At 39.7% G+C, this 21508-nt stretch carries 17 protein-coding genes; 5 read left to right on the forward strand and 12 right to left on the reverse strand.

From position 1 onward, the window contains the following. Positions 1-48 precede the first annotated feature (48 nt). On the reverse strand, positions 49-1863 hold the full coding sequence (lepA, locus tag CYAN7822_RS16280; RefSeq protein ID WP_013323354.1) for a translation elongation factor 4: 1815 nt from the start codon (positions 1861-1863) through the stop codon (positions 49-51). 213 nt (positions 1864-2076) lie between these two features. On the opposite strand from lepA, the gene CYAN7822_RS16285 reads away from it, so the two are divergent. The 3 genes from CYAN7822_RS16285 (at position 2077) to CYAN7822_RS16295 (ending at position 5122) form a co-directional block, all read left to right on the forward strand. Then, a complete protein-coding gene (locus CYAN7822_RS16285; RefSeq protein ID WP_013323355.1) occupies positions 2077-2307 on the forward strand; it encodes a type II toxin-antitoxin system CcdA family antitoxin in 231 nt (76 codons plus the stop codon). Positions 2308-2663: 356 nt separating this feature from the next. Beyond that, positions 2664-4424, forward strand: a complete 1761-nt coding sequence (locus CYAN7822_RS16290; protein WP_041933277.1) for an ATP-binding protein — start codon at positions 2664-2666, stop codon at positions 4422-4424. Between the two features lie 41 nt (positions 4425-4465). After that, positions 4466-5122 carry a DUF3386 domain-containing protein gene (locus CYAN7822_RS16295; protein ID WP_013323357.1) on the forward strand — a complete coding sequence of 219 codons (657 nt, stop codon included), beginning with the start codon at positions 4466-4468 and terminating at the stop codon, positions 5120-5122. Between the two features lie 315 nt (positions 5123-5437). Here the strand turns inward: CYAN7822_RS16295 and CYAN7822_RS16300 are convergent, their stop codons facing one another. The 5 genes from CYAN7822_RS16300 to CYAN7822_RS16320 form a co-directional block, all read right to left on the reverse strand. Continuing rightward, positions 5438-5881, reverse strand: coding sequence for a type II toxin-antitoxin system VapC family toxin (locus CYAN7822_RS16300; RefSeq protein WP_013323358.1), 444 nt, complete (start codon positions 5879-5881; stop codon positions 5438-5440). A 2-nt stretch (positions 5882-5883) separates the two neighbouring features. Further along, positions 5884-6165, reverse strand: a complete 282-nt coding sequence (locus CYAN7822_RS16305) for a hypothetical protein (protein WP_013323359.1) — start codon at positions 6163-6165, stop codon at positions 5884-5886. A 48-nt stretch (positions 6166-6213) separates the two neighbouring features. Next, positions 6214-6711, reverse strand: a complete 498-nt coding sequence (locus CYAN7822_RS16310; RefSeq protein ID WP_013323360.1) for a nucleoside deaminase — start codon at positions 6709-6711, stop codon at positions 6214-6216. Position 6712: 1 nt separating this feature from the next. After that, the gene (locus tag CYAN7822_RS16315; protein ID WP_013323361.1) at positions 6713-8335 is read right to left on the reverse strand and encodes a DHA2 family efflux MFS transporter permease subunit; all 1623 of its coding nucleotides are present in this window, start codon (positions 8333-8335) and stop codon (positions 6713-6715) included. A gap of 185 nt (positions 8336-8520) precedes the next feature. Beyond that, a complete protein-coding gene (locus CYAN7822_RS16320; protein ID WP_013323362.1) occupies positions 8521-9909 on the reverse strand; it encodes a mercuric reductase in 1389 nt (462 codons plus the stop codon). 392 nt (positions 9910-10301) lie between these two features. Between CYAN7822_RS16320 and CYAN7822_RS16325 the strand changes: the two genes are divergently transcribed. Next, on the forward strand, positions 10302-10772 hold the full coding sequence (locus CYAN7822_RS16325; protein ID WP_013323363.1) for a hypothetical protein: 471 nt from the start codon (positions 10302-10304) through the stop codon (positions 10770-10772). Positions 10773-10879: 107 nt separating this feature from the next. Here the strand turns inward: CYAN7822_RS16325 and CYAN7822_RS16330 are convergent, their stop codons facing one another. The 3 genes from CYAN7822_RS16330 to CYAN7822_RS16340 all read right to left on the reverse strand — a co-directional run bounded on the left by CYAN7822_RS16330 (position 10880) and on the right by CYAN7822_RS16340 (position 14306). Continuing rightward, positions 10880-12133 (reverse strand): MFS transporter, encoded by a 1254-nt coding sequence (locus CYAN7822_RS16330; protein ID WP_013323364.1) that lies wholly within the window; start codon positions 12131-12133, stop codon positions 10880-10882. An 82-nt stretch (positions 12134-12215) separates the two neighbouring features. Next, complete coding sequence (locus tag CYAN7822_RS16335; protein WP_013323365.1) at positions 12216-13772, reverse strand: HlyD family secretion protein; 1557 nt, start codon at positions 13770-13772, stop codon at positions 12216-12218. A 66-nt stretch (positions 13773-13838) separates the two neighbouring features. Further along, on the reverse strand, positions 13839-14306 hold the full coding sequence (locus tag CYAN7822_RS16340) for a MarR family winged helix-turn-helix transcriptional regulator (RefSeq protein WP_013323366.1): 468 nt from the start codon (positions 14304-14306) through the stop codon (positions 13839-13841). A gap of 151 nt (positions 14307-14457) precedes the next feature. Here CYAN7822_RS16340 and CYAN7822_RS16345 point away from each other — a divergent pair, with 151 nt between their 5' ends. Continuing rightward, on the forward strand, positions 14458-14694 hold the full coding sequence (locus CYAN7822_RS16345; RefSeq protein ID WP_013323367.1) for a NifU family protein: 237 nt from the start codon (positions 14458-14460) through the stop codon (positions 14692-14694). Between the two features lie 27 nt (positions 14695-14721). Here CYAN7822_RS16345 and CYAN7822_RS16350 read toward each other — a convergent pair whose 3' ends face one another. The 3 genes from CYAN7822_RS16350 to CYAN7822_RS16355 all read right to left on the reverse strand — a co-directional run bounded on the left by CYAN7822_RS16350 (position 14722) and on the right by CYAN7822_RS16355 (position 21504). Next, positions 14722-16491 carry an EAL domain-containing response regulator gene (locus tag CYAN7822_RS16350; protein ID WP_013323368.1) on the reverse strand — a complete coding sequence of 590 codons (1770 nt, stop codon included), beginning with the start codon at positions 16489-16491 and terminating at the stop codon, positions 14722-14724. A gap of 65 nt (positions 16492-16556) precedes the next feature. Beyond that, entirely contained in the window at positions 16557-21239 is a 4683-nt protein-coding gene (locus tag CYAN7822_RS34640) for a PAS domain S-box protein (protein WP_013323369.1), read from the reverse strand. Beyond that, a complete protein-coding gene (locus CYAN7822_RS16355; protein ID WP_013323370.1) occupies positions 21211-21504 on the reverse strand; it encodes a response regulator in 294 nt (97 codons plus the stop codon). The genes CYAN7822_RS34640 and CYAN7822_RS16355 overlap by 29 nt, the downstream gene beginning before the upstream one ends. Between the last annotated feature and the right edge of the window lie 4 nt (positions 21505-21508).

Consider the following 21508-nt stretch of genomic DNA (forward strand, 5'->3'; position numbering starts at 1 on the left):
GGCTTTGTCCGTAGAGCCTTTCCCTTCAGGGTTAGGGAATCCTAATTTCTACGATTCGTTATTTAACCGTAGTACCGCCATAAACGCCTCTTGAGGAACATCAACTGTTCCAATAGATTTCATGCGTTTCTTACCCTTAGCTTGCTTTTCTAAGAGTTTCTTCTTACGGGTAATATCACCGCCGTAACATTTAGCTAATACATCCTTTCGTAAAGCCGGAATATGTTCACTGGCAATAATTTTAGCCCCGATAGCCGCTTGAATAGGCACTTTAAACTGATGACGGGGGATTAATTCTTTGAGTTTTTCCGTTAAAGCACGTCCCACATTATAAGCTTTATCTCGGTGAACAATCATGGCTAAAGCATCCACACCATCTCCATTGACCATAATATCTAACTTAACTAACTCATTTTCTCGATAGCCAATCAGATGATATTCCATACTCGCATAGCCACGAGTGCGGGACTTTAATTGATCGAAAAAGTCAGTTACAATCTCCGCCAAAGGCAACTCATAAATCAAAGCGGTGCGAGTTTGGGTAAAATAGCGCATATCCTTAAACTCTCCCCGCCGACTTTGACACAAGTCCATCAATGCGCCAACGTAGGTTTCTGGGGTCAGGATTTCTACCTTAACATAAGGTTCTTCTATTTTGATTCGTTTTTGAGGGGGCGGTAACTGACTGGGATTATCAATTTCTAAAACTTCCTCGTCAGTGGTGGTGACTTGATAAACTACACTAGGAGCCGTAGTAATTAAATCTAAATCATATTCTCTCTCTAGACGTTCCTGCACAATTTCCATGTGCAACAAGCCTAAAAATCCACAACGGAAACCAAACCCCATTGCTGTTGAGGTTTCAGGTTCAAAATTGAGCGCCGCATCATTAAGTTTAAGCTTATTGAGGGCATCCCGTAAACTTTCATATTGATCCGAGTCAGTGGGGAATAAGCCGCAAAATACCATCGGTTTCGCTTCTTTATAACCCGGTAAAGGCTCTGAAGCGGGTTTTTGAGCTAGAGTAATAGTATCACCCACCCGGGCATCTTCTACGGTTTTAATAGCGGCGGCAAAATATCCCACCTCTCCAGCATGAAGTTCATTGACTTGAATTTGATGAGGAGAAAGCACACCTAACTCATCAATTTCATACTCCTTACCCGAAGCCATTAAAAGAACGCGATCACCTTTTTTGACAGTACCATCCATCACCCGAAAATAGACCACCACTCCGCGATAAGCATCATAATAGCTATCAAAAATAAGTGCGCGTAAGGGTTGATTGGTGGTGTCTTGGGGAGGAGGAACTAGATGTACAATAGATTCTAAAATCTCATCAATCCCGATGCCTTCTTTAGCCGATGCTTTAATAATTCCACTACAATCAAGTCCGACAATTTCTTCTATTTCTTCGGCGACTCTTTCCGGTTCTGCGCCGGGTAAATCGATTTTATTGAGAACAGGAATAATTTCTAAATTATTTTCTAATGCTAAGTAAACATTGGCTAAGGTTTGCGCTTCTACCCCTTGGGAAGCATCCACCACTAATAAAGCGCCCTCACAAGCGGCTAAAGAACGGGAGACTTCATAAGAAAAATCTACGTGCCCCGGGGTATCAATTAAATTCAGGACATAGTGTTGACCATCTTTAGCGGTGTAGTTCATCCGCGCCGCTTGTAATTTAATGGTAATCCCTCGTTCCCGTTCTAAGTCGAGATTATCGAGGAACTGTTCCTTCATTTTACGCTCCTCGACAGTACCAGTGACCTGTAACATTCGATCGGCGAGGGTAGATTTACCGTGATCTATGTGGGCGATAATAGAGAAGTTGCGAATTCGAGAGACGGGAACGTCAGTCATATTATTTAAGTTAAAGACAATCCAAATGGGGTTTGCAAAAATCAAGATTCCTTAATCTATTTTAATGTCATTAGCCAAGGTCGGTTTTTAATTGCCTTAGTTATCGCTATAATCGACTCAGGTGGAGGAAAGTTAAGGCCTAAAGACTTTATCAGTCTCAACATTAGAACACCATCTAGCGTACAATAGAAAGACAATAGCATCGATCAGCTTATGAACGATAACGCGGTATCCTCTCAGCGTGCGACTGACAAAGTCGAAATTTCCATTCACATTGATTCTGAGCTACTAGAGCAAATCAAACATCTAACCAATGACCCGAGTCGCGTTATAGAAACGGCGATTAAACAATGGTTAAAAGGAGAAAGAGACAGAGATGATGATCTAACTCGTACTTTTAGGCGGAATCCGCCTGTTCCTCCTAAAGGTGAATGGAATGATTAATCCAACTATGTCTTAATGGTTAGTCCTTAGAGATGCAGTAAAATAATCTTCAGAATTTGAGCCGGTTTCTAAGGACTTGAAACACAAGGTTCAATTTTTAATTTTGCTATAGGAAAGTTGAAATCAGGATTTTTAGATGGTTATTTTCGTCAACTTTCAGGGAATGTTATAAGTGTAAGCGGATTACAGAGCGATGAGTAACTTGAAAATAGGTAAGCCAACTTACAAGTTGAACAAAAGGCACTAACCATTTGATGTCTGAGTTTGACAGGGGACAAAAAAGGCGATTATCTTTTATAAAAAGTTATTAGCTCTCATCCCGCTTGGATAAAAACTGTTCCCCATTAAACTAAACTATGAAATCGCTGATAAATTATAATGGTTTTCCAAGCCTAGGGATGAAAGGGAATATTCCCCTAGCCGGTCCGACAGGATGGCAAGATTTAGGGGCTGAATTAATTTTTATTCAAGATAAGTCTGGTAGATATCTCTCCTTTGCCTGGCCAGACGCTTATAAATATGATATTGTTTGTGAAAAAATTGTGGGCAGTTCTATTGATGCAGTGTTTTCCCCTGTACTGCCGGAAGTCTATCAAAAAAGAATACAGAAAATTTTAGAACGTCGCATTCCTGAACAGTTTTATTGTCTATTTCGCTATCAAGGACAGTTTTTTCCCTTAGAGTTAGTGATAAGCCCGATCTTGGTTAAAGAAGAAAAACCTCACAGGGTTTTAGTCATGGGGCATCTATTAAGCGAGGTCGAAATGTCTCATACAAATCTCTCTTCACTCCCGAGTCATCTCGATCCCTATCAACAACTTTTAACGAAAATTGCTCGAAAAATTCGTCGTACCCTAAATTTAGAAACGATCTGGCAGCAAACAGTAGATAGTATCGGCAATGCTTTACAAGTTAGCCGTTGCCTGATGATTGCTTATAGCACTAAAGCTGAACAGCTAGAAATTAAAGCCGAATATTGTCATCCTTGTTCGAATTCCATTTTAGACTGTAGCTTTGATTGGCAAGCGGAACCCTATTGGCGACAGGCATTAATGCAGTCAGAACCGGTTATTGTGGATCAATTGGCGTTAGATGCTTTCCAAGCTAAATCAGTTTTAGTGGTTTCTACCTTTTATCAAAATGAGCGCAATGGTTTAATCTGTTTACAACAATGTAAACATCTTCGCCCCTGGAGTGCCGCAGAAATTGAATTTGTACAGGAATTAGCCGATCAGGTGGGAACAGCGATCGCCCATGCCACTCTCTATCAAGAACTGGAACAGGCGACTCATGCGGCAGAGGAAGCTTCCCGTCTCAAGAGTGAATTTTTGGCTTCAACCACCCATGAATTGAGAACTCCTCTCAATGGAATTATCGGCTTTTTAAGATTAATTTTAGATGGGATGGCCGATGATCCCGAAGAACAACGAGAGTTTCTAGAAGAGGCCCATAATTCTGCCCTTCATCTGTTGAATTTAATTAATGATATTTTGGATTTAGCTAAAATTGAAGCGGGTAAAATGGTTTTAAACCTCAGCCCAGTAGATTTAAATGAATTATTTGAAGCGGTTAATAATTTTACCTGTCCTCAAGCGCAACAAAAAAATCTGAGTTTTAAACTTAAAAAACCTCATACCCATACCCCCATTTTACTTTACGGTAATTATCAGCGACTGTTACAGGTGATGTTAAATTTAGTGGGTAATGCCATTAAATTTACTCATGAAGGGGGAATTGTGGTAAGTGCAGAAGTGGTGAAGAAAAAAATTTTCTGTCATGACCAAGAATTTCCCGCCATAGCTAAAATTAGCGTGGCTGATACGGGTATAGGCGTTTCTTTAGAACAACAAGCTAAATTATTTGAAAAATTTGTACAAATAGATGGTTCTCACACGAAAGCTTACGGGGGTACAGGGTTAGGGTTGGCTATTTCTCAAAAATTGGTACAAGCGATGGGAGGACAAATAGATTTTTACAGCATGGGAGAAGGACTGGGATCGACGGTGACTTTTACTGTTCCCCTGTGTCAAGTTCCTGTGATGAAAACGGTTCCTTTATCCTCAGACGAAGAAGATGAGGAAGATGATGTCAGTGATCTCATTTTTGAGTCAGAATAAGTAAAAGATAAAAAGATAGTGTTACAGACATCACAGATTTTATGACCCAAGCAACTCAAGGAAGAGACATTTTTCAAGCCGCTTACCTGAACCGTTACACATGGGATGAGCATTTCCCCGGTTATAGCGCCGAAATCCATCTCAAACAAGGAGATGAGGTTTATACTGGCACTATTCGCGTTAACTCGGACTACAGTGTAGAAGTGGATGGGATTGAAGATGAAAAAGTGAAAGAGAGTGTTTATAATCAGTTACGAGATATCGTTACCCATCGTAAACCGGGCAACTTTGAACAAGCTCATGGCAAGAATAAATTTACTTTAGGTGAAAAAGACCACACCGGTGCCGTAGAAATCCTTGTAGAAGGCGATGCAATGGGGTCTAATTATAAAGTGAGAGGCCAAGAAATTTGTCAGGTTAGCCGCGTGATGGGGCCGATGGCTTTTACTATTAATACCGAAGAAAGTCTCGAAACTGAATCGGGTTATATTTCTACTAAGTATAATGCCATCTTCCGCAATTCTAAGACTAATGAATTGAAGGGCAAACGCGATTTTAGCGAAAGTTACGAAAAAGTGGGGAATTATTATCTTCCTTCTCGCCAAGTCATAGAAGCTATTGAACCAGGAGGAGAAAGAATTACCACTGAGTTTAATTTCAAAAATATCAAGTTGCTTGAGCCTGCTGTTGTTAGTTAATTAGGTTTTATGTAGGGTGGGCATTGCCCACCAAAATTTTAATACTTAAATTTATTTAATATATTTATCTTCTAACTCTTTTTGCTTATTTAGTATATTTTTAAAGACTTGTACTGCATTATAAAAATCCGTTGTTAAAAAAATTTCATCTAACTTAAGAATTGAAATAATCGGTTGAGCATTTGAGTAAAATTGTTCTCTAAAGTATTTATAACTGTCTATTATTATCTGGAGTTCTAGTCGCTTTCTTTCGTACTCAAAAGTTTCTTGATTGTAAATTTTAAGCTTATTTCTGAGCTAAACTATCAGAGTTATCTAGATTGTTGTCGGATTGACTGCTGTAATTCCATAGCTGTTGTATCGAGCAAAATCTTTTGTATTGAACGTCAGAATATGAGTAATATTATTGGTTATCATCGCCGCCACAAGACGAGCGTCATGAACTTGGACACCTGAAACACCAAATTGAACCACAATTTTACGCCACTCTGAATAAAGGTTAGGTGCATCAGCTAACACAGGAAAAAGACGCTCAAGCAAACGTAACGACCTATCCGCTTCTCTAAGGGTGATCCCAAAACCGTTTTTGTCAGTAGGCCGAGTGGCAACATTCCAGAACTCAATAAAGTTTTGCGAGGTGGGTTGTAGCTTATGACCATCTTCTTTGAGTTTTCGTACTGCCGTTCGTACTATTAAATGTAGAGGGTCATCACGGAAAGAAAAACGTAACAAGACATTTGTATCCACCAGATAGATCATAATTAGGGATGATCCTCATAAATTCCTGCTCGACTAAGGGCATAATCAGATAAAACAGGCGGATTGGGGCCTAAATAAGTGGCTACTTCCTCTGCTAACTGGTCTGCGATTGCTTCAAATTCATCAATACTCAGTTCTTCTGATGACTCTGATAACAATGTTTCCACAGTTGGGGCCACTGCCTCAGCCAAAAGACGGCGTATACTGATAGCATCTCCACTAGCAATAAAAGAGCGTAGTTGAGCCTCTTCTTCGGGAGATAAATTCAAGGTAATGGTCATCATGGGACGAGTTTAGTAATCGTTAATATAAATTATAAGCCTTCCTATCCCTTACTCAGCAGAACTAAATATTCCCATTTGTTCTAATAAAGCTTTTCCTTGTTCTCGCTTTACTCCAGGAATTAATTCCATTTCTCCCTTAGTCAAATAAGGATTAATGGTTCTTGCTGTCATGCCTTTAATTAGCTGTCCTTGTTGGTTAGCATCTTCTGCTAAAGCCGCATAAACAATTCGTCTAATGCCAACAAATGAAGCGGCTAGTAAACAGATTAAACAAGGTTCTAAAGTTGAATATAATGTCAATTTAGACTTTTGCTCCTGGCTGCATTTTGTTAAATAAGAACCGGCTTTATTAAGCACTACTATTTCAGCGTGATCGAGTGGGTTTTGAGTATCTGCAAATGGATTATGATCAAGGACTATTATTTCATCACCACAAGCCAAAAGAGCGGCTACACCAACTTTATTTCTTGAGATTGCATCAGAAGCAAGAGCAATCACTTTTTCAATCATTCGTTCATCTTGTTCTGTGGGTCGGGAAAAATTCATATTAATGCGCTCCTGCCGCACCGCCGCCTTTAGATTTTTTCAAAAAGAAAATAGCAATTCCACTTAATAATAATGTTATTCCCATAAAATAAAAACAATCATTAAAAGCCATGACATAAGCTTCACGGCGTACCGCATTATCAATTGATGCGAGTGCCTGCTGTCCGGCTGTGGCTAAATCTGAACCTTTACTGACAAAATATTGCGTTAATTGATCTATTCTTGCCCGAGTTTGAGGGTCATAAACGGAAACAGAGTCTACCAAACGGTTAGAATGAAATTGCTCTCGACGAGTTAATATCGTCGCTAAAAAAGCAATCCCCATTGACCCCCCTAAGTTTCGCATCATATTAAATAAACCACTGGCAGAACCCGCTTGTTCAGGTTCAATATTGGCGGTAGCAATTGACGAGAGGGGAACTATAATTAATGGTTGTCCCATTGCTCTCACTAATTGTGACCAACGCAATTCATCTATTCCGGTATCATGAGTCATGGTGGAATTCATTAAACAACTAACCGCAAACAAACTGACTCCCACAGCAATCATAAATCGAGAATCTATTTTCTGCATTAATTTAGGCACAAATGGCACAATGAATAATTGAGGAAGTCCTAACCACATAATTACTTCACCAATTTGCATGGCGTTATAACCCTGAATTTGAGCCAAATACAAGGGTAAAATATAAACCGACCCATATAACCCCAACCCTAAAGCAACATTAATAATTGCCGATAACCCAAAATTACGCCGCAGGATCAAACGCAAATTGATAAACGGACGAGATTGGGTTAATTCTAGCCAGAAGAATATACTCAAAAAAACCGCAGCGAAGATACTTAAATTAACAATTAATTCTGACCCAAACCAATCTTTTCTATTTCCTTCTTCTAAAACGACTTGTAAACACCCTAAACCAATTGCCATAGCGATAATGCCGCCCCAGTCTCCTTGAGGGAGCATCCACAATTTCAGGGGTTGCTTGTCTAGGGCATACCAAACAATTGTAATTAATAATAAACCGGGAATTAAATTTAAATAAAATACATATTGCCAACCATAATTATCCGTCAACCATCCGCCAAGGGTTGGCCCAATGGAAGGCGCAAATGTTGCTGTAATGGCAAACATGGCTAATCCAATCGGTTGTTTTTTAGGGGGAAGATGGGTCAAAATATAACTAAATGCTAGAGGAATTAACACCCCACCGGTAAATCCTTGTAGGGCACGAGCGACAATCATCATGTTGAGACTATTTGCCCAAGCACAGCAGATAGAAAAGAAGGTAAATAATGCCGCGTTGACTAGCAAATACAAGCGCAGAGAAAAGACTTGTGATAACCATCCACTCAGGGGAATAACGACGATTTCGGCTACTAAATAAGCTGTAGAAATCCATGAGCCTTCTTCTAAGGTCGCTCCTAATGCGGCTTGAATGTCTTTGAGGGAGGCATTGGTAATTTGTATGTCTAAAACTGCCATAAATGCCCCTAACACTACTCCGAAAAGTCCGATCCATGTTTTTAAGGGGATCTTTTCAGGTATGGCTGTTGCAGTGCGGAACTCGTTCGGTCCCCCAGTTTGTTCTATTTTTTGGGAATTGTTTTGATCCTGTTTCATGTAAGTTAATGGAAAAAAAGGCTCTATTTAAATATTTTATCGCTTAAAAATTAATAGATAAAACCTGCTGAATCAGGAATTTTTGAATCAAAAATTATGGTATAATAATAAATGATTTTAGTTGCCCGCAAAAACCGCTAAAAAATTGTCGGTGAGTAAGTTAAATAAGGGTAAGGAACAGGTTTTTACAGTTGGGAAAATAAGATGTTTAACCCTTCGGTCATGGTTGGATGAGTTAAAACTCCATCTCGCAAAACTGTGTAGGGCATCTGTGCTTGCATGACCATTTGTACTGTCGAAATGACTTCACCTGCTTCATGACACAAGAGTGAACAGCCTAAAATATGGTTAGTCTCGGCATTGACGATGGCTTTCATTAGTCCCTCGGTTCGACTCAGTGTTCTGGCCCGGGGAACGGCTGACACATCAATTTTTGCTACTCGGATACTATAGCCTTTTTGCCGCGCTTCGGTTTCGGTTAGTCCGACATGAGCGAGTTCTGGATCGATGAAAAGACAGGAGGGAACAGGACGATCGCCGGTGTGGCGGTTGCCGCCATCAATGAGATTCGCTTTGACAATGCGGTAATTATCGAGGGATATATGGGTATATTGCGGCCCCCCATTGATATCGCCTAAAGCCCAAATCCCGCGTATGTTTGTCTCGAGGCGTTCGTTGACTAGAATAAATCCCCGTGTATTAGTTGCTACACCGGCAGCCGCTAAATTTAAACTTTCGGTTGTGGGGACACGACCAACCGCTACTAGCAAATGAGAACCAGAAAGCCGCCTCGGGTCCTGCGCTACTTGGAGATCAAGGACGATACCATTAACAGAGCGTTCGACTCGGGTTAGTTTGGTTTTGAGCAAAAATTCAATGCCTTCTCGTTCGAGCAGGGTTTGAACGGCGATCGCTATATCGGGGTCTTGATGTGACAGGATTTGCTCACTTTGCCCTATGACGGTGACGCGACAACCAAAGCGCCGGAACATCTGGGCAAATTCTAACCCAATGTAGCCGCTACCGAGAACAATTAAGTGTTCGGGCAAGTGGTCTAACTCCATAATTGACTCACTCGTCAAATACCCGATGTCAGAGAGTCCGGGCACTGGTGGAATTGACGGTCGCGTGCCTGTGTTGATAAACAAACGTTCTGCGGTCAGTAAACGACTGGTTCCTTGAACTGTTGTCACTTCTATGACTTTGGATGAGACAAAGCGGGCTATACCAATGATGAGATTTTCCCCCAACGATTTCTCTAAATTGTTGAGATTCATTGCTCGCATCCCCTCTACTACTGCCCGTTTGCGCTCAATGACGGCGGCGAAATCCACAGTAGGGGGTGCTGTTTTGATGCCATAAGCCGCACCCTGTCGCACGCTGTTGGCGATATCTGCACTGGCTACCAGAGTTTTTGTGGGAATGCAGGCGATATTGATGCACGAGCCTCCAATCATGTTTAAACTGCCTTCAACCAGTGCCGTTTTACGTCCGTGAGCCACCAGTGCCGGCGCAAGTGTTTTACCAGCTTTGCCGCCGCCGATAATAATGTCGTCGTAGTATTGAGTATCCATTCTTATAGCCTTTTAGTTTGAGCGGAGAGGATTCATTCAAAATAGTTTTGAATTGTTTAGTTAACACTAGAATACATTAGCTAAATTTTGTCAACTTTCCTAGGAGATAATAATTTAAACTTCAATTTTTTTTAAAGGGTTGTTAATCTCTCAAAAGAGCGAAGCTGAAAGAGAGCTTATAGTCAATTGATTTTTCAACCTCTACTAACTGTCTTAACTGTCCTAACTGTCTTTTCATTTTTTACTTAACTGTCTTAAATGTCTTTTCATGGGTTTAAATTTGCGCTTAAATATCTGCTTAAATTGCTTATCTTCGGTTGATTTTTCAAATTCACTTTGAGAATATGTAGAAGCATCAACCAAATAACTTCATTTAACTCAAATTTGGAACTATGAAAAGAATAATCAGTATTTTTCTCGGTTTTTTAATGGCATTGTCCTTGATGGCTTTCCCTTTAAGTCAGCAAGCGCTTGCCGCTCACGCTTATGTAACAATTGATAAAGTTAACTGTGGGCCAACACCTGGAGATAAAGAGTTGTATGTAACTTGGAAGTCAAAAGACTACGTACCCAGTCTCCCTGTTAACGACGATGTTCAATTATGGCCAGATCCAGCAGGTGAGCCTACCTATTGGTTGTGTCATAATAACGAAGTCATAGATGTTAATTACAAAGAGCAATTTCCAGTAGATTTAGAAATGTTGTTGACCTTGTGGGATGATGATAAATTTGCTGGGGGTGAAGATAATATTGATGATTCCATTGGTCAAGCCGTTCTTCCTCCTGCCCAAAATGTGAGGGGCACTATAGATTTTCCAGGTAATGAAGGAGGATCTTTAGATTACGTAATTACTTTTGAATAAGCCATTATCAAATCTTAAAGTCCTAGCTAACTAGCTAAATATTCTAACTTAAAATTAACGGCATTACCTCTTGCCGTTTTAGTGCTTTTGAAGATTTTTTAGTTTTCTTATGAGGCTTCAGGTAATAAACCCAATTGAGCATAAAGAGGGCGCATATATTTTCTTAATGTGGGTAATTGTTGCCTAAACATCAATGCTCCTAAAATACAAATTAGTCCTCCTAATAACAGCGTGTAAGGGGCACTAATCCGATTCGCTAAAGCTCCCGCCGCTAGATTTCCAAAAGGCAGTACCCCTAAAAAAGACATGGTATAAAAACTCATTAACCGTCCCCGCTTACTGGGTTCTGAAATAGTTTGTAAAATTGTATTGATCGAAGCAACAGTCAGAATGCCATTAAACCCAGAAATAAACATCATTAATAAGGATAACCATAACTGACGAGACTGGGAAAAAATCATTAAACTAATGCCAAAAAGGATTAAAGAACCCACAATAATTTTTCCTAATCCTAAAATTGTTTGCCGCGAACTCAAATAAATTCCGGCTATTAACGCTCCAATGCCTGAAGCTGACATCAGATATCCTAAAGTTTGGGCATTTCCCTTGAGAATATTTTCCGCAAAAATAGGGATTAACACACTATAAGACATCCCCGCAAAACTAAATAATCCTAATAACAAAAAAATCGCTCTAAAGGGCGGAAAATTATAGGCATACAGAAAACCTTCTTTTAATCTTTCCCAAGGATTTGTTTGGGGAATTTCCAGAGTTTTGCGTTTAAGTTGCATCGCCAATAAGCCAGCAATTACGGCAATATAACTCAATCCATCTATGAGAAAACACGCTCCTACCCCAAAACCAGCAATCACTAAGCCGGCGATAGCCGGCCCCACTAATCTCGCTCCATTAAACATAGAAGAATTAAGAGCAATAGCATTACCTAAATGGGAGGGATTTTCTATAATATCGTTGACAAAAACTTGACGAGCCGGTGCATCAAAAGCATTAATTAATCCTTGAAATAGACTCAAAAGAATCAATTGCTCAATGGTGATCAATTTTGTTAAAGTTAAAGCCGCTAACGCCAAAGATTGAACCATCGATAAAACTTGAGTAGTGATTAAAATATTTCGGCGGCTCCAACGGTCTACTAAAATGCCGCTAAAAGGGGTAACAAAAAAGTTAGGAATCTGACTACTAAAGCCAACTATTCCCAATAATAGTGCTGAATTTGTTAGCTGATACACTAACCAAACAGCCGCAACTTGAGTCATCCAAGTGCCAATGAGAGAAATACATTGTCCGCCAAAGAATAGGCGGTAGTTTCTTGATTCTAAAGCTCTCAGCAGGTTAGTCATTAGTCATTAGTCATTAGTCATTAGTCATTGGTCATTCTTCTTATTCCCGACTCCGATGCAAGAATTAATCATAATTAATCATTTAATCAGAGTCTAGAGCCACATTAACTACAGCAGACATCCCAGGAGTAATACGGGATTCATAACCTTTAATACTCTGAGGATCGAAGGTAACTTTAACCGGAATACGCTGTACAATTTTAGTAAAGTTACCGGTGGCATTATCCGGCGGTAATAAAGAAAAATTCGCCCCTGATGCCGGTGAAATACTTTGAAGATGACCAGTAAAAGTATGATTGCCAAAAGCATCTATTTTAATCTCTACTTTTTGCCCCGGTCGCATTTTCCTTAACTGGGTTTCTTTAAAGTTAGCCACTACCCAATAATCATTACTCACAATTGCCATTAAAGGAGTGCCGGCTTGGATTTTTTGCCCGACTTCGACGGTTTTATCTCCTACTGTTCCACTTACCGGCGCGACGATATTGGTATAGGATAACTGAAGTTGAGCATCTTTAAGATTTGCTGCCGATTGAGAGATCGCGGCTCGTGCGGCTTCATATTGAGCGCGATTAACTTGGGTTTGTTGTCCTTTGGCTTGAGCTTGTTGTAAATTCCCTATGGCTGAGGCTAGTTCTGCTTGCGCTTGAGTAACTCCTTGTTGCGCTTGAGCCACTTGTGCCTGTGCCTGTAATACCCCTTGTTGGGCCCTCGCTAATTTGGCTTTTGCCTGTTGTACGCCCTGATTAGCGGTTTGTTGTTCGGCTACAGCAACTCGGTAAGCTTCTCTGGCAACATCTAATTGTTGACGCGGAATTACCCCTTCTTGCTCTAATTGGGTATAGCGTTGGTAGTCGGTTTGGGTTCTCTCTACAGTGGCGGAGGCTTGAGCTACTTGTGCTTGGGCAGATCGGACTCCGGCTTGCGCTTCTTCTACGGCGGCTTGGGCTGTGGGAACTCCAGATTGGGCTTCGGCTAAGGCGGCTTGAGCGGTTGTAATGCCGGCTCTGGCTTTGTTGACCTCCCCTTGGGCTGTGGTGACGCTGGCGGAGGCATTTTCTTGGGCTAAGTTAATATTTGATTGAGCCGCTTGTGCCTGTTGTTTGGCATTTTCTAGGGCTGCCCGGGCCTGCTGAACTTTAACTTGATAGTCTTGAGGATCGAGTTTGACTAATATTTGTCCTTGACGCACCTGTTGGTTATCATCTACTCTGACTTCGCTAACTGTGCCGGCTACGCGGCTGGCAAGAGGATGAATATGACCTACCACTGTGGCATCATCTGTCTCTTGATGAATTAAAGAATTTTGCCACCACTGATAGCCAAACATCCCTAAAACACTGGCTCCAATGCCTAGCCCTAAAACTAACAAGACCGGTTTTCTCTTTTTAGGAGATGGGGGAGGAACCGGCGTGGTTTCTTTTTCTTTTTGTGGGGCGGTTTCTCTTTGTAGGGCTGTGATGGGTAATTCTTGTGGGGCGGTTTCTCTTTGTAAGGCTGAGATGGGTAATTCTTGAAATTCGGTTATTGGCCTATGACCGTTATGACCGTTGAGTGTTGCTGTCTGACTGCGTTCCATCGTTTTATCCTTTCTTGGCTCAAAATTTTGACTCGGCTGACTATCAGGGTTTGTTAACATAACTCTTCTATTATTTAGGGTACGTACTATTTACAGAGCTTAACCTCATCCCATTGGGTTAAACTTTTAAGTGATATTGCTAATGGCGCGATCCAACCAATCAGAGAACTGTTGTTGTTCTGTTGTGGAAAATCCTTTAAAGGTCTGTTCCTTAAGTTCTAAAACTATGGGGGGCAATTGATATTTGAGTTGTCTGCCTTCCTCGGTTAACCAGATACGCCAGATCCGGCGATCATCAGGGTCCCGTTGTCGTTGAATCAGATTTCGTTGTTCCATGCGATCGAGGACACCTGTTAAGGTTCCGCCCACTTGTTGTAGTCGTTCTCCGAGCATGGAGGTCGGTAAACCATCCTCTTGCCAAAGACAGCACAAGACTACCCAGTGAAACGGCGTTAAGCCATAGGGTTCGAGGCGTTCAGTAAATTTCCGACTGAGTAATTGTGAAAGCAGTTTAATTCGGTATCCTATGCCTTGAGGAGCTAGGACTTCTTGCCACTGTTGGGGGAACTGGCAATGGACAAACGGCTCAGTCATGAAAACAATTATTTAGAGTACGTAATATTAGTCTATCATATTTAGTCCCGGAGTTTACAGCTTACTGTTGACTGAGAACTGATCTAACACCTGTGCTGCGTTAGGATAAGAATTACAATGGTATTTTGAGATTGTCTTAAAGAGGTAAGTTATGACATTAGCCTTAACTTCAGATAACGTAGAAACCGTTTTAGATGAGATGCGTCCTTACCTGATGGCAGACGGGGGGAATGTGGAGTTAGTCGAAATTGATGGGCCAATTGTTAAACTGCGCTTACAGGGGGCCTGTGGTTCTTGTCCTAGTTCTACCATGACCCTAAAAATGGGGATTGAGCGGCGTTTGCGGGAATATATTCCTGAAATTGTTGAGGTAGAACAAGTAGTATAGCTGTTGATGGGGTGGGAAAGCCCCACCTTATTTGAAGCTGAGTAAGTTCTTTTTTGAAGAGACTAAAGTTTCAAACTCAGACACTTTTACCGCCTGGCTGAATAAATAGCCTTGCATTTCATCGCATTGATGTTGATGAAGAAACGCTAATTCAGTTTTTGTTTCTACGCCTTCAGCAACCACTTTTAGAGAAAGTTGATGGGCTAGAAAAATAATCGCTTTAGTAATGGCGGCATTTTTACTATTTTGGTCAATATTACGAACAAAACAGCGATCTATTTTGAGGATATCAAAGGGAAACTGTTGCAAATAACTTAAAGAAGAATAGCCGGTTCCAAAATCATCAATAGCAATCTTCACTCCTAACGCTTTTAAATCATTTAACTTTTGAATAGATTCTAGCGCATTTTCTACTAAAATACTTTCGGTTAATTCTATTTCTAGGTCAGGAGTGTTAAAATCATTTTCTTGTAGAATATTGGCCAACCAGTCAGCTAAATTCAGTTGATTAAATTGCCGTCCCGAGAGATTAACTGCCACTCGAATTAATCCTAAACCCATTTCTTGCCAAATTTTACTTTGGCGGCAAGCGGTACGTAATACCCATTCGCCGATAGGTTCAATTAATCCAGTTTCTTCAGCAATGGGAATAAAAATTGCTGGTGAAACCAGTCCGCGTCGCGGATGATGCCAACGAATTAATGCTTCTGCTCCCACTATTTCACCGCTAACTAGACTTAACCTAGGTTGATAGTATACATCTAATTCATTTCGTTCTAAAGCATGGCGCAAATCGGCTTCAAGTTCGAGATAATCCGTACTGGGAATTTTTTGAAGAAATTGAGAATAAAATTCACAGCGATCACCGCCTAAATATTTAGCGCGTTTCATCGCCGCATTAGCTTTTTGTAGTAAAATTTCTAAGCTAGGACCATCGGCTGGATAAAAAATAATGCCTATACTCAGACTGAGAAAAATTTCTTGCTGATTGATCACCAAAGGTTGAGAACAAGTTTGAAGTAACTCTTGAGCAAGCTCAAAAACTTTTTTTTCGTCTTCAATGGGATGAATAATAATAGCAAATTCATCGCCCGTTAAACGAGCCAGTACGCCTCGACTGCCAAGACAATTATTTAAAAATTGTGCCACTAATTTTAAAACCGAATCTCCTAAATCATAGCCAAAGTTTTGATTGATTCGTCTAAAACGATCTAAACCCAAGCTGAGAATAGGGATAAGCGGCTGTCGGGTTTGAGGGGTTGGGATTTCCGAACCCGAAAGAGAACTTTTCACCTCTGAAACCATTTGATTAAAAATTTCTCGCAAAGACCATTGATTCGGTAAACCCGTGAGGGCATCATAATGAAATAAATAATTGAGTTGTTCTTTGGTCTTAGATAATTCAAGAGCATATCGCTGTTCAATAGAAAAGCGTTTTTTCAGACGGATGTTGATCGTCTGCAAAAGTTCGTCCTCAGTAAAGGGTTTAGTAAGATAATCATCGGCTCCTAAATTCATCCCTTGACGAATATCAAATTTTGTGCCTTTAGCGGTGAGAAAAATGAATGGGATTGATTCGGTTTCTGGATGACACTGTAATTCTTGTAATACCTCATAACCATTTTTGTAGGGCATCATAATATCACAAAGAATTAAGTCGGGTAAAGTCGAAAGAGCTTGCTCTATTCCTTGTTGTCCATCTTCGGCTTCCACAACCTCAAAATCAGCCAGGGTGAGTAACTCGTTGATGAGTTCCCGAATGGATAGTTCATCTTCTATGACTAAGATTTTGCTCATTTTTCTCTTCTTTTCTGCTTTTCCTCTATTGAATGATGGCTCCAATCTCTTACCGTTTTATTTAATTAGCATAAAGTTTTATTGATGGGCAAGCTAACCTTAAAAGTTGTTCCTACTTTAACTGTACTGGTAAAGTCAATCGTTCCTCCATGCAAGTTGACATATTTTTGCACAATATTAAGTCCTAATCCCGTTCCGGGTATATTACCCACATTACTAGCCCGATAAAAAGAATCAAATAATTTAGGATGATCTTCTAAAGGAATTCCTATACCCTGATCCCTTATTTCGAAGATAACCTGCTGATTCTCATATTGTAAAGATAATTCTACTCGGCTGCCTATCGGAGAATATTTGATCCCATTGGAGAGCAGGTTAGTTAAAATATGGCGTAAAAGTTTTTCATCAAGATAAATCAGATCAGTTGAGGAATGGGGGCGTAAATTTGGCTGTTTAAAGAGGATTTCATAGCCTTGACCAATACCAATTTGAATTTCTTCAATTAAATCTTGACAAAAATCTGCAACATTGATCAGAGTCGGGTTATAGAGCAATTTGCCAGATTCAGCCCGGCTAATACATAATACATCTTGAATCAAATCACTGAGTCGTTGTCCAGCCATTTGAATATTATGTAGATGCTTGATTTTTTTCTCGGTCGTTAACTTATCGCTATGACGCTCTAGTAATTCGGCATAACCCAAAATCGAAGTCAGAGGAGTGCGAAATTCATGAGACACTATATCAATAAATTGACTTTTGAGCTTATGAAGTTCTTTTTCTTTGGCTAAAGCCTTTTCAATTTCCTGTTGGATCTGTTTTCGTTCTGTAATATCGGTTGCCACTCCTAAGATATAATGCGCGTTTCCATCAGGAGAAACCAGAGGAGTCTTAATGGTTTGAAAGTAGCGGACTTCTCCATTAGCCAAGGTTAAGGATTGTTCAGGAATGAGTAACGATTGTAAAGAATTCATGACTTGCTGGTCATCAGTGCCAGCGAGAGTGATTTCTGCGGCGACGAGATGAAAATCCCCATCACTTTTACCTTCGAGTTCTTGTACTGTTGTTCCATAAGCATTTGCCATAGCCTGATTCGCTAAAGTATATTTACCCGCCCGGTTTTTGACAAAAATAAAATTGGGAACAGTATCAATCACATTACGTAAAAAGGCTTGATTTTCCCGTAAAGCTTCTTCTGCTATTTGTCGCTCGGCTTCGCTACGTTTGGCATCGCTAATATCTTGAATCATCCCAATAGCAAATTGAGGTTTTCCCTTGGCATTACGAACTAAAGAAACGGTTAGATGTCCCCAAACAATTTCTCCATCTTTACGGATGTAGCGTTTTTCCATCTGGTAGGTATCTCTATTATTAGCAAAAAGGCTTTGATACAAGTTCAGGTCCACTAGAGCATCTTCGGGATGGGTAAACTGGGTAAAGGGCTTCTGAGTTAGTTCTTGAGAAGAATAACCGAGAAATTTTTCTATAGCCGGATTACTCTTAAAAGGTCGTCCTTGGGCATCTACAAAAGCAATACCAACGGCAGCATATTCAAACATTGAACGCAATTGAGCTTCACTTTTTTGTAAGGCTTCTCGAGCGGCTTGGCGTTCGGCTTCATTGCGCTTTTTATCGGTAATATCTTCTACCACTTCCATCAAGTAATCTGGCTGTCCGGATGCTCCATGTACTAATGAAATCGTGATATTTGTCCAAACGGTTACCCCTGTTTTGTTGAAGAAGCGTTTTTCAAAACTCAAGGTGATAATTTCCCCTGTGATTAATTTTTCAATGTGTTGAGGGACTTGTGAGCGGTCTTGAGGATGAGTGATCTCTAATACAGTTTTTTGTAGTAATTCTTCTTCGGTATAACCTAACATCTGACAAAATTTAGGATTGACTTTCAAAAAACGTTTTTCTAAGCTAACCAAAACCATTCCTACTGCTGCCTGTTCAAAAGAGGCTCGAAAACGTTCTTCACTTTTTTTTAAAGCTAATTCTGTCTGCTGCCGTTCAAATATTTCTTGCCTTAATTGTTGATTCGCTCTTTGTAAATTCCAGGTCCGCTTCTCTACTTTTTGTTCTAATTCATCCTTAAGTCTTTGTAATTTTAATTCGGCTTCTTTGCGGTCGTTAATATCGGTGATGGTTCCTAAAAATCCTATTAATATTCCCTGTTCATCGGTTTCTGCAATGGCTTGACCATAGACCCAAGTGACTGAGCCATCAGGACGCTGAAAACGATATTCGGCTTGAAAAGGGACATGATTAATGATAGCTTGTTTCCATTCCTGTAAAACTCGAGTTTGGTCATTATAATCAATGGCTTGTGACCAACCTTTTCCTAAAGCTTGTTGCCAAGTTAAGCCGGCAATTTCTTGCCATCTTTCATTAACATATAAGCAGTTTCCTTCTACATCAGTTCGGAATATTCCTACCGGTGAAGCTTGGGCTAAAGTCACATAGCGGCGTTTACTTTCTTGTAGTTCTTCTTGTGCTTGTTTAAATTCAGTGATATCAACAAAAGTCACCACTATTTGATTCATTTGACCATTAGAGTTAAATTCTCCAAAGGCATTAATTAAAAGCCAAACGACGGTTTGACTCTGGGGCCGGTTAATCCCGATGACGTAGTTTTTAACAGGTTTTTGAGTGCTAATGACAATGTTAACCGGATACTCTTCTATTGGCATGACCGTGCCATTTTCTCGCAAGAAACACCAGTGGAGATCAAAGGCGGTTTTTCCTAAAATTTGTTCGGGAGTTAATTCTAAGAGTTCGTTGGCTTTAGTATTACTTAACGCTATGCTAGTATCGGCTTGATGAACCACCACACCCGCGTGTAAGTTATTAATTAAATTTCGATAGCGTTTCTCACTAATTTTTAAAGCTTCTTCAGCCTGCTTGCGTTCGGTAATATCTCTCAACGAAATGAGATAAACTGGTTCTCCATCCCAAAGCGTTTCTACGATTTTGACTTCCAAAAATATGGGTTTTCCTTCCAGATGTTCAATGGCTAATTCAGTGGAATCATGGTTAAGAGAAAAGTTCCATTGATATTCTGAGAGTTCATTAGCATTTAAACCAAAAAAAGATTCAGCCGCCGGATTGACAAAATAAATATAACCCGATTGATTCATCACAATTAAACCATCAGCCGTAGTGGTAACTATATGGCGTAATTTTTCCTCACTTTCTCTTAACTCTTGTTCCATTAATTTAGAGTCTGTTATATCCTGAACTGTTCCAAACATCCCCAAGGGGTTGCCTTGACTATCAAAGCTAACATCAGCTTGTGTTTGAACGATTCGTATCTCTCCATCTGGGCGTAAAATGCGATAATTAATCTTGTAGCTTTTATGGTTATATAAGGCTTGGTTTAATTGTTTAATGACTAATTCTCTATCATCGGGATGGAGGCAGTAAAAAAAAGCATTTTCTGTGGGTAAAAATTGTTGAATATCTTGACCAAAAATTCGATAAGTTTCGTCAGACCAGAAAAATTCATGAGTTAAGAAATTCCATTCCCAGTTACCTAAATGAGCAATTTCTTGTGCTTTTGCTAGTCTGTCTTGGCTTTCTCTTAGAGATATTTCTACTTGTTTTCGCTCAGTAATATCTCGACAGGTATAAAGGTATTTTCCTTCATTAATAGAAACTCGCTTGACATTAACTAATACCACATGAGTTTTTCCCGATTTATCAGTAATTTTCTGTTCAATATTGGGGATTTCGCCACAGCTTTCTAACTGCCCTATGTCAAATAAGTTTTCTCCCAGTAATTTTTCAATGGTTTTCATCGTCTGAATTTCTTGGCACGAATAACCAAAAATTGTCTCAACATTAGGGCAGACATAAGTAAAATTTTTCTGCTCATCTGTCATTAAAACAGCATCAGAAATATTGCTGAGAATCAGTTGATAAAATTGTTGAGAGTCTCGTAAAGTTTTTTCAGCCTGTTGCCTTTCTAATTCGGCTGCACCACGAACAGCAAATATTCGTAGGATCTCTTCTGTAAAGTTTATATCAATAATAGATTGACGACCAATTACAGCGAGCATTCCCAAGGGTTTACCTTTTGAATCTATTAATGAAATAGCTGCATAGCTGTAGGCATCCAGTTGTTGAAACAGGATATTTTTAGGAAAATTTTTCTGTACATTTGTCGGATAAATACAAAATTTTTTTTTTAAGGTTTCTTGACAAAGAGAGTCAATTATGCTGGGTTCAATATTTTCAATGAATTGTCCATCAGTATAGAAAGCTATGGTTTTATTGGGCGTTGTTTCTGAATCAACCCATTCACAAACCAAAGCATAATCTATGCCTTGAGCTTTTACTAAATATTTAACTAAAGATTGTAAAATTGTTGCTGTTGAAGTTTCTGAAAATCCTAAAGCAATGGTTTTCAGAACTTCTTCTATGTGCTGACGTTGTTTGATTTCTTGAGAGAGATTAATATTGGTTTGTTGCAGTTGAATCGTTCTTTGTTCAACTAAGTTTTCTAGATTGGCGGCTAAATGGCGTAGGTTCGTTTCGGCTTTTTCAAACTTAACAATTTGTGCTTCTAATTTTTGATTAACTTTAGCGATTTCTTCCATTTGATATTTAAGTTGCTGTTTTTGCAGAAATAAATCGACAAAAACGGAAACTTTAGACCGTAAAATTTTTACATCAATTGGCTTAGTTAAATAATCTACGGCTCCCAATTCATAACCTTTAAAAGGATTGATTTCGCTGATTTCCATCCCCCGTCAAAAAAATTATGGGAGTGGGTTCTATGTCGGTCTGATTTCTAATATACTCTGCGAGTTGAAAACCATCCATGACTGGCATATTGACATCCAGGATCATAACGGCAAAATCTTGTTGGTTTATCGCTTTTATCGCTTCTTCACCCGAGCCAGCTTTGATGACATTTTGTTCTAGGCTATTTAATATATATTCTAACAACATTAAGTTGTCAGGTTGATCGTCCACTATTAAAATAGAAGCTTTGTCTGACTGTTTCATATTA

This window comes from Gloeothece verrucosa PCC 7822, from assembly GCF_000147335.1.
Lineage (GTDB): Bacteria > Cyanobacteriota > Cyanobacteriia > Cyanobacteriales > Microcystaceae > Gloeothece > Gloeothece verrucosa.

Excerpts from the sequence above, each read along its gene's own strand:
- CYAN7822_RS16305 (WP_013323359.1), bottom strand. The coding sequence starts at position 6,165 with ATGATGACCATTACCTTGAATTTATCTCCCGAAGAAGAGGCTCAACTA.
- CYAN7822_RS16295 (WP_013323357.1), top strand. The coding sequence starts at position 4,466 with ATGACCCAAGCAACTCAAGGAAGAGACATTTTTCAAGCCGCTTACCTG.
- lepA (WP_013323354.1), bottom strand. The coding sequence starts at position 1,863 with ATGACTGACGTTCCCGTCTCTCGAATTCGCAACTTCTCTATTATCGCC.
- CYAN7822_RS16285 (WP_013323355.1), top strand. The coding sequence starts at position 2,077 with ATGAACGATAACGCGGTATCCTCTCAGCGTGCGACTGACAAAGTCGAA.
- CYAN7822_RS16290 (WP_041933277.1), top strand. The coding sequence starts at position 2,664 with ATGAAATCGCTGATAAATTATAATGGTTTTCCAAGCCTAGGGATGAAA.
- CYAN7822_RS16340 (WP_013323366.1), bottom strand. The coding sequence starts at position 14,306 with ATGACTGAGCCGTTTGTCCATTGCCAGTTCCCCCAACAGTGGCAAGAA.
- CYAN7822_RS16355 (WP_013323370.1), bottom strand. The coding sequence starts at position 21,504 with ATGAAACAGTCAGACAAAGCTTCTATTTTAATAGTGGACGATCAACCT.
- CYAN7822_RS16310 (WP_013323360.1), bottom strand. The coding sequence starts at position 6,711 with ATGAATTTTTCCCGACCCACAGAACAAGATGAACGAATGATTGAAAAA.
- CYAN7822_RS16335 (WP_013323365.1), bottom strand. The coding sequence starts at position 13,772 with ATGTTAACAAACCCTGATAGTCAGCCGAGTCAAAATTTTGAGCCAAGA.
- CYAN7822_RS34640 (WP_013323369.1), bottom strand. The coding sequence starts at position 21,239 with ATGGAAATCAGCGAAATCAATCCTTTTAAAGGTTATGAATTGGGAGCC.
- CYAN7822_RS16345 (WP_013323367.1), top strand. The coding sequence starts at position 14,458 with ATGACATTAGCCTTAACTTCAGATAACGTAGAAACCGTTTTAGATGAG.
- CYAN7822_RS16325 (WP_013323363.1), top strand. The coding sequence starts at position 10,302 with ATGAAAAGAATAATCAGTATTTTTCTCGGTTTTTTAATGGCATTGTCC.
- CYAN7822_RS16330 (WP_013323364.1), bottom strand. The coding sequence starts at position 12,133 with ATGACTAACCTGCTGAGAGCTTTAGAATCAAGAAACTACCGCCTATTC.
- CYAN7822_RS16300 (WP_013323358.1), bottom strand. The coding sequence starts at position 5,881 with ATGATCTATCTGGTGGATACAAATGTCTTGTTACGTTTTTCTTTCCGT.
- CYAN7822_RS16320 (WP_013323362.1), bottom strand. The coding sequence starts at position 9,909 with ATGGATACTCAATACTACGACGACATTATTATCGGCGGCGGCAAAGCT.
- CYAN7822_RS16315 (WP_013323361.1), bottom strand. The coding sequence starts at position 8,335 with ATGAAACAGGATCAAAACAATTCCCAAAAAATAGAACAAACTGGGGGA.
- CYAN7822_RS16350 (WP_013323368.1), bottom strand. The coding sequence starts at position 16,491 with ATGAGCAAAATCTTAGTCATAGAAGATGAACTATCCATTCGGGAACTC.